Origin of the sequence: Pseudoalteromonas sp. NBT06-2 (assembly GCF_002276045.1) — a bacterium.
Taxonomy (GTDB): Bacteria; Pseudomonadota; Gammaproteobacteria; order Enterobacterales; family Alteromonadaceae; genus Pseudoalteromonas.
On the sequence record NZ_NQMR01000145.1, the window covers coordinates 1 to 6,671 of the forward strand.

The following is a 6,671-nucleotide window of genomic DNA, read 5'->3' on the forward strand; positions in this document are numbered from 1 at the left end:
TTATTCACCGAGATGTGCTGTAGGTTTATGCATTGAGTATTAACTAAATTAAATAAGTAAAGTTAACTTAATAGCTATATTTAAAAGAAAGTTATTTTTTTATTTTTATAAGTCATTGATATTTTATATTTTAATTTTTTAAAATGTAATTTTCACAACTTTTCACTCAAATTCAAGACCACTCATATAGTTTGCGTTACAAAAAGGTTAAGCAAGCGTTAATGCCTGATTATTTACTTTAAATTGAATATTAAAAATACCTATTAGGTAAAGAGTTTGGAAAAACTATTAACAATTACTCATCACGCTTGCTCAACTTTTTTAAACAACAAGGGGAATAAAAGTGTCAAAATTAAAAATGAGTAAGTTACATTTTGCTATTAGTACTGGGCTATTAAGTTCTGGGTTAGGAATTACACCTATGACTTTTGCACAAGAATCAAAAGTAAAAGCTGATGAAGTTGAAGTAATTGAAGTAAAAGGGATCAGAGGAAGCGTTGTAAAATCTATCAATACTAAACGCTACGCAAATTCAGTTGTTGATGCTGTTACTGCAGAAGATATTGGTAAATTTCCAGATCAAAATGTAGCTGAATCATTACAACGAATAACAGGCGTTTCTATTTCTCGTAATTTTGGTGAAGGTGAACGAATTAGTATTCGTGGTACCACTGAAAGCCAAAATCGAACTTTGTTAAATGGCCAAGCTGTGGGGTCAGCAGATTGGTGGACTAACTCTGCGGCAAGCCGTGGTTTTAACTACATTATGTTACCTTCTGAAATTGTATCAGGCCTTGAGGTATATAAATCTCCGGAAGCAGATATCGATGAAGGTTCAATTGGTGGTACTGTGATTGTTCGTACTCGTAAACCTCTTGATTTAGAATCAAATAAAATAGCGGGTTCTGTCCTTGCACAATACAGTGATGTTTCTGGTGAAACAGATCCACAGCTATCAGGTATGTATAGCTGGAAAAATGATGAAGAAACAATAGGTGCACTGATTTCTGTTGTGCGTCAACAACGTAATCTTCGCCGTGATGGTATTGAATCTTGGAGTTGGGCTCCGCGTGATATTACGATGGCTGACGGTACGGTACATGAAGATGTTTACAGCTCTGGTGGTGGTGGCTCTGCCATGTTTTTACAAGAGCGTATTCGTACTGGTTTAAACTTTACATTGCAATATCGCCCAACTGATGATTTAGATGTTACTTTTAACGCACTAGACTCTACTTTAGAAGCAAATAATGAAAATCAAAACTTCTTATGGATCCCTGGTTATGGTGGTTCAGAATATACAGATATTACCTTAATTGAGCATAGTAAAGTGGGCACTATGGCCACTGCTGGCACATTTGGTTTATCACCTGACGGTAATAATATTCTTGATGAAACAAAAGTACGTAATTCTAAATTAAAAACAAAATCATACGACTTAAAAATAGAACATCAAGGTGAAGTTTGGAACTCTAGCATTCATTTAGGTTACACCGAGGGCAGTGGTGGTTCATCTGAAGATCGAAGCGTAGGTTGGGAAGGTAACTATGTTCATAGCTATGATATTTCATCTACCGAAGATGTGAAAACAAGCTATGGTGCGGATCCTGCCGATGGCAAAAACTGGGACTTAGGTTTTTTACGTTACGATAGTAATGATGCTAAAGATGACGAAAGTTATGTGCAGTTAGATTTTGACCGTGCGATTGACGTATCTGTATTTAGTAATATTAAGTTTGGTGTTAAATACCGTGACCACTCTCGTTTTAATACAAAACATACAACCGATGCTAAAACTGATTTAAATTGGAATCTAGAGGATTATTCACTTGATATTCCTTCTGATTACCAAAATAACATAGGTTCAAACGGTACATTAAAAAATTACGCAATAACTAATTCAGATAAAGTACGTAGAGAAGGTGATGCTTTAAGTTGGGATTATCGGATACTAAAAGCCAGTACTTTTGATATTAATGAAAAAATCACAGCAGGTTATGCAAAAACAACAATTGATGTTGAGGGCATGCGTGGTAACTTAGGTGTGCGTTTAGTGCAAACACAGCAATCATCAGGAGCTTATGAAGGAGCTTCTGGTAGCGAAGTATGGGTTGTAAAAGATAAAGATTATTTTGATGTACTACCAAGCATTAACTTAGCTATCGATTTAGATGATGACTTAGTATTAAGACTTGCTGCAGCTCGTGTTATGTCTCGTCCTGATTACAACTCTATGACGGCCTCAACATCATATAACCTTGAAACACAAACCGGTACAGGTGGTAATTCTGATATCGACCCTTACCGCGCAACACAGTTTGATGCAGGTTTAGAGTGGTACTTTAGTGAAGCGGGTATCTTCTCTGCTGCATTTTTCCATAAAGATATTCAGTCTTTTATTGACCGCCCTGCTGCATTTGAAGTTCATGAAGGTGTTGAAATTCGCATTAGTCGTCCTGTAAATGGAAAAGGTGGCACCATTCAAGGTTTAGAGCTTGGTTTCCAACAAGAGCTTTATCAAGGCTTTGGTGTATCAGCAAACTATACCTTTGTTGATGGTGAAGCTAAAAACGCTGATGGTGAAGATATTACAATTCCTGGTAACTCAGAGCATACAATTAATTTAAGTTCTTACTATGAGAATGAAACAATCAGCGGTCGGATTTCTTATAACTACCGCAGTGGATATGACTCTGGTTTTGATTGGCCTGGTTACATAGATACATATGGTCAAGTTGATGCAAATATCACTTACAATGTGAATGAAAATTTGGCTCTTGTATTAGAGGCAATAAATTTAACTGATGCTCATACATTTAGCTATCAAGAAAAAGGTGTAAAACAAGCATTAACAGGTGTTTATGCTGATGGTCGTAGATATGTAGTGGGTGTTCGTTTTAACTTTTAATTAGAAATTTAGTCTATTTATCGCTAGTTTGAGCTTCCCCCTGGTATACACAAGGCTCATACTTACTTGCTAACACTGACATTTAGACTAAGCCATGGATGGTCCCTCTTGTTTCCTGCAAGAGGCAAGCAGCTAGTTTTATAATTAGCTGCTTTTTTCATTTTTGGTAATAATTAATTTACAATGCACTGGTTTATAACCTATATTCCATAGAATCATTCAGTTACAATGGAATATCATTAATTTACAATAAGGTAGTATGCGTAAGGTGAATTTCAGAATTATGCTATTAATTTGTTGGTTGGCACTGTTTTCAAACAGTACCAAAGCTGACTTATTATCAGCAACTGTAAATTATCATCAAGCAAAGTATAACCTTGCATTTGAGCAGTTCGAGCAACTGGTAAAGTTGGGTAATAAAGATGCCATTTATAATATCGCAGTAATGTATTTACATGGTCAAGGCGTTGATAAAAATATTATCAAAGCACATTCTTGGTTTTTACTTGCCGCAGATTATGGTTTAGCTGATGCCAGTGAGCACGCTTCACTTATTGCTGCACAAATCACAGATAAAAAGCTTCTCGAATCTAATTATAAAACACTGACTCAAGTGCATTCATATAAAGTTTTTTCAAAACAGTTACTTCCTGTTTTTGATGCGACACAAAAAAACCAACAAATACCAATTCGAGAATATACAGTTGATGCACAATATCCTGAACAAGCCTATGAGAAAGGCTTAGAAGGCTGGGTTTGGCTGGAGTTTGATATTGATGCCAGCGGTGCAGTAAAAGATATTGAAATACTTGACGCTTACCCTAACAAAACGTTTAATCGCGCCATAACCAATGCTGTACACCGTTGGAAATACAAACCTTATGTTGAAAATGGCAAGGCACAAACCTTTTATAATCGTTCTTTGCTTTATCATTTCACTACTTATAAAGGAAAACGATATAAGCAAAGTTTTGCTAAACAACAAAAGCAATATCAGAAAAAAATAAATAAACTTATAGAGCAAGCCGAGCAGGGTAATTCATTAGTGCAATATTATATTGCTAATTGGTTAAGTGCTGATGAACATAATGCTACCCGACTATTAAAGTATCATTGGCATCAAGAAAATGCAGGCTCTGATCTCTTGTTAAAATCGGCAAGTAATGGTTTTTCAAACTCTCAATATCGCTTGGGTGCTAATTTATTAAGAGGTGAGCAAACAGAACAAGATCGAAGAAAAGGCCTTAACTGGATTTTACTTGCAGCTCAAAGTGGCTTTGCACCAGCACAATATCGATTAGGTCGAGAGTTACTCAATCATCAACATATCGAATATGATGAAGAAAAAGCGATTGCTTGGTTAAACACTGCTAGTGAACAAGGATATTTTCGTGCAATAAGAGACTTAACTACTTTGCATCTAGTTAAAAATAACAACTCACAATATGTAGCAACTTTGGTTGATCAAGGTTTAGAAATAGATGGTGCCCATCCTGAGTTGTTATTAAACCAAGCTAAACTATTGTTACTTAAAAAAGATACCAAATCAGCCAAAAAAATAGCGCTATCAGCTCTTGATTCTGCACTATCTCGAGGTTTTTCTCCTATTCAAATACAAAAGTTTATAAGCAAGCTTTAATTTTTTATAACATTCATCAATCTTAGTCCAAGTTAAATAATCGCTAACTGGTTCTGTTTATAATACTTTTAATTCTAAGTTTCACCGAACGCCAATGCGTTTTTGGTATTTTTGGTGATTTAGATAATAAATATTGAAACTGTTGCTCAGTTGGCTTTACTTCCCCGCCATGCGCTAAAATAATACTGTTAGCCTTTAAAGCCATGATTTTATTTAAAGATGCTTTATATCTATTTGGATAAAACACAGGAAAAGGCGGTATAAAATGTCCTTTTACCGTGACCATTAAATCTGCAACATATACTGTGTTTGTTGGGATGTGATGTAAGGAAATATCTCTATCTGTATGACCTTGTGTTGAAATACACACCCAATCATCAAAACCAGGTAAAACTTCGCCATCATCAAGTTTGTGATCTGGTTTTAATGTGCTTGAATACCACACACTACTAGCGGGTTTATTCATACGTTTAGCTACCCATTTTGCTAGTAGCATATCTGTTAAATGCATTAACTTGCCATCAAAACCTTGATACCACTGCCCTACTACATTACTGGCTGCAATTTCACAGCCTGTTAAATCTCTTAGCTTATGTGCTGCACCTGCATGATCAGGATGCATATGGGTAACAACAACGAGAGTTAAATCGTTGAACGAACGTTTAAGTTTTTCGGTAATAAAAGTTTTTAACACGGGGATATCAGCCCTACAACAGCCATCTAGTAATAATAATTTTTCTGGATATTCAACTAAATAAATAGATTGAATATAGCCTTCTAATGTGTGTAGTTTCATTTTAGACACAGACGCATGTGCTCAATTAATCACGTAATACTATTGATTATGCATTAACTGGTCTGACCTTTAAAGGTGTAAGGTATTAATGTTGAGAAAGCCAAGTGAAAAAAGTGATGTTTCTGAGACATTCCGTCTTTTGTCCGGTATGAATGTCCTTAACAATTTCAAACTATTTCTATGTTTCTCAACAAAATTAGTTTCCGTAATCTTAAAAAACGGGAATATTCCGGTGTACTCCCGTTTTATACTTTAACCCCTTCTAGTTATTAGCAAATAAGTGCCTGGATATCCGTCCACTTCACTCCAAATTTACTCAAATACTTTTGTAAGCGGCTTGAATCATTCGGTTGAGATTTTAAGGTTCGGCTAACATCAAACAACACTCTTCCCGCTGATGCCATACTATTGTGTTGTTGGCATACACCCAAAACATAACTAAGCTGTCTTGCATCAAATTGATCCAATTGATCTATTTGTTCTTTTGATAGGTAATTATTAAGATTATTGGTTTTTGATTGTTGATCTGATGGATTCCAGGCAAGTTTTAATCGTTCAATTTCTTCTTCGACATCCTCATTGGTGATTCTTGATGAGTCAGCCAAAGTGCATAACCGAGTTATTGCCGAACTTAAATCACGAAAGTTTCCAGACCAAGCCGCCTCATTAGACGTAGAGAAGCTAATAAAGCTATTCTTAGCTTCCTTATTAAACAGCACACGTTGCCCAGTTTTTTGCGCAAACAAATCTATCTCATAATCAACGTTAGCAGGAATATCTTCTTTTCTATCTTTAAGCGCTGGTAACTCAATATGTCCAAAGGTTAATTCGGGCGAGTAAGTCTTCGCGAAAAGTACCTTTTTCAATTTCTTGTTTTAAGTCTCTATTGGTACCTGCGATTAGTTGAAAGTCACTTTGAACAGGAATATCACTGCCTACTGGATGGAAGGTTTTATTCTCAATGGCATGTAGTAACATGGCTTGCTCTTCCAAACCAAGTTCACCAATTTCATCTAGGAATAGAACACCATCGTTAGCGGTAAGTAAAAAACCATCTCTTGATTTTAGTGCGCCAGTGAACGCTCCTTTAGTATGACCAAACAGTGCAGCCATAGCATTTTCACCTTTTAAAGTTGCACAGTTCACCGAGACCAATGTTCCTTTTAACATCGAACGCTTTTTCTTTAATTGGAATATACGTGTTGCCAGTTGGCTCTTACCAGCACCTGTAGGTCCAGTAAGTAACATCGGATCTTGGGAGCGAACTGCTACTTTTTCTATTTGACTAATAAGTCTGTTAAAAGGTAAGCGCTAATTTAACCCCACAT

At 35.9% G+C, this 6,671-nt stretch carries 5 protein-coding genes; 2 read left to right on the forward strand and 3 right to left on the reverse strand.

Going from position 1 to position 6,671, the window contains the following annotated elements; translation table 11 throughout:
- Positions 1-358 precede the first annotated feature (358 nt).
- Together CJF42_RS21085 and CJF42_RS21090 are read left to right on the forward strand one after the other, a co-directional pair.
- The gene (locus CJF42_RS21085; RefSeq protein ID WP_095368566.1) at positions 359-2,908 is read left to right on the forward strand and encodes a TonB-dependent receptor; all 2,550 of its coding nucleotides are present in this window, start codon (positions 359-361) and stop codon (positions 2,906-2,908) included.
- A gap of 283 nt (positions 2,909-3,191) precedes the next feature.
- The gene (locus CJF42_RS21090) at positions 3,192-4,547 is read left to right on the forward strand and encodes a TonB family protein (protein WP_095368564.1); all 1,356 of its coding nucleotides are present in this window, start codon (positions 3,192-3,194) and stop codon (positions 4,545-4,547) included.
- Between the two features lie 43 nt (positions 4,548-4,590).
- Here the strand turns inward: CJF42_RS21090 and CJF42_RS21095 are convergent, their stop codons facing one another.
- From CJF42_RS21095 to CJF42_RS28175, 3 genes are all read right to left on the reverse strand, one after another.
- On the reverse strand, positions 4,591-5,343 hold the full coding sequence (locus CJF42_RS21095) for an MBL fold metallo-hydrolase (RefSeq protein WP_095368565.1): 753 nt from the start codon (positions 5,341-5,343) through the stop codon (positions 4,591-4,593).
- A 269-nt stretch (positions 5,344-5,612) separates the two neighbouring features.
- Complete coding sequence (locus CJF42_RS28785) at positions 5,613-6,209, reverse strand: AAA-type ATPase lid domain-containing protein (protein ID WP_252097687.1); 597 nt, start codon at positions 6,207-6,209, stop codon at positions 5,613-5,615.
- Positions 6,151-6,591 (reverse strand): sigma 54-interacting transcriptional regulator, encoded by a 441-nt coding sequence (locus CJF42_RS28175; RefSeq protein ID WP_252097688.1) that lies wholly within the window; start codon positions 6,589-6,591, stop codon positions 6,151-6,153. The genes CJF42_RS28785 and CJF42_RS28175 overlap by 59 nt, the downstream gene beginning before the upstream one ends.
- Between the last annotated feature and the right edge of the window lie 80 nt (positions 6,592-6,671).

What these genes read in the sequence shown, in the direction of transcription:
- CJF42_RS21090 (WP_095368564.1), top strand. Translation starts at nt 3,192, where the DNA reads ATGCTATTAATTTGTTGGTTGGCACTGTTTTCAAACAGTACCAAAGCT.
- CJF42_RS21095 (WP_095368565.1), bottom strand. Translation starts at nt 5,343, where the DNA reads ATGAAACTACACACATTAGAAGGCTATATTCAATCTATTTATTTAGTT.
- CJF42_RS21085 (WP_095368566.1), top strand. Translation starts at nt 359, where the DNA reads ATGAGTAAGTTACATTTTGCTATTAGTACTGGGCTATTAAGTTCTGGG.
- CJF42_RS28175 (WP_252097688.1), bottom strand. Translation starts at nt 6,591, where the DNA reads ATGTTACTTACTGGACCTACAGGTGCTGGTAAGAGCCAACTGGCAACA.